The organism is Oceanobacillus saliphilus (assembly GCF_023522835.1).
Classification (GTDB): Bacteria; Bacillota; Bacilli; order Bacillales; family Amphibacillaceae; genus Oceanobacillus; species Oceanobacillus saliphilus.
The window spans coordinates 1-291 of record NZ_JALCZU010000061.1 but is presented as its reverse complement, the minus strand read 5'-3'; the positions used below and the strand labels follow the sequence as shown (position 1 = coordinate 291).

Sequence of the window (291 nt, the reverse complement as noted above, 5' to 3'; positions counted from 1 at the left end):
CATGGACATCCTTCACGAGCATTTTTATCATTCATATCCTTGATTGCCTGCTTAATAAACTTCATGCATCCATTGTACAGCATCAATGTCAGTTCTCCACCTGACGGGGATTTTCACGAATTCAGGACAAGCTTGCGTTGCTGGATCACCCAGAAGTAATAGGGACAGTGGCATATTTGCAAATGAAATGATATCTGCAGTTTCAATCACAACCGCCGGAAGCAGGCCAGGCAGTAGTATTAGATGGCGGATATACAGCACAATAAATTTTGAATCAAGGGGGAGTAGAGT

At 43.0% G+C, this 291-nt stretch carries 1 pseudogene; it reads right to left on the bottom strand.

What is annotated here, in order from left to right:
• A pseudogene (locus MN204_RS20450) lies at positions 1–104 on the bottom strand (flagellar export chaperone FliS); the annotation flags it as partial.
• Positions 105–291: the final 187 nt, after the last annotated feature.